Origin of the sequence: Actinoplanes oryzae (assembly GCF_030757795.1) — a bacterium.
In the GTDB taxonomy this organism is placed as follows: Bacteria; Actinomycetota; Actinomycetes; order Mycobacteriales; family Micromonosporaceae; genus Actinoplanes.
In genome coordinates, this window is the sequence record NZ_JAUQWH010000382.1 from 1 (window position 1) to 215 (window position 215).

Here is a 215-nt window from a genome sequence, read left to right on the forward strand (position 1 = left end):
GGCGCCCGCGCCTACAACGCCACCAGCCTGTCCACCCCGATCAGCGCCGACGGCACCACCGAACTCGGCGACACCCTCGGCGGCGAGGACAGCGAGTTCGAACTCGCCGAGACCCGCGTCGCCCTCGGCCCCGCCCTGGCCACCCTCGACGAGCGCGAGCAGAAGATCCTCACCCTGCGCTTCTACGGCAACCTCACCCAGTCGCAGATCGCCGA

At 71.2% G+C, this 215-nt stretch carries 1 protein-coding gene; it reads left to right on the plus strand.

The window, feature by feature from the left end:
* Window positions 1-215 (plus strand): sigma factor-like helix-turn-helix DNA-binding protein (locus RBH18_RS44035; RefSeq protein ID WP_306216470.1); only part of this gene is annotated, 215 nt, incomplete at both ends.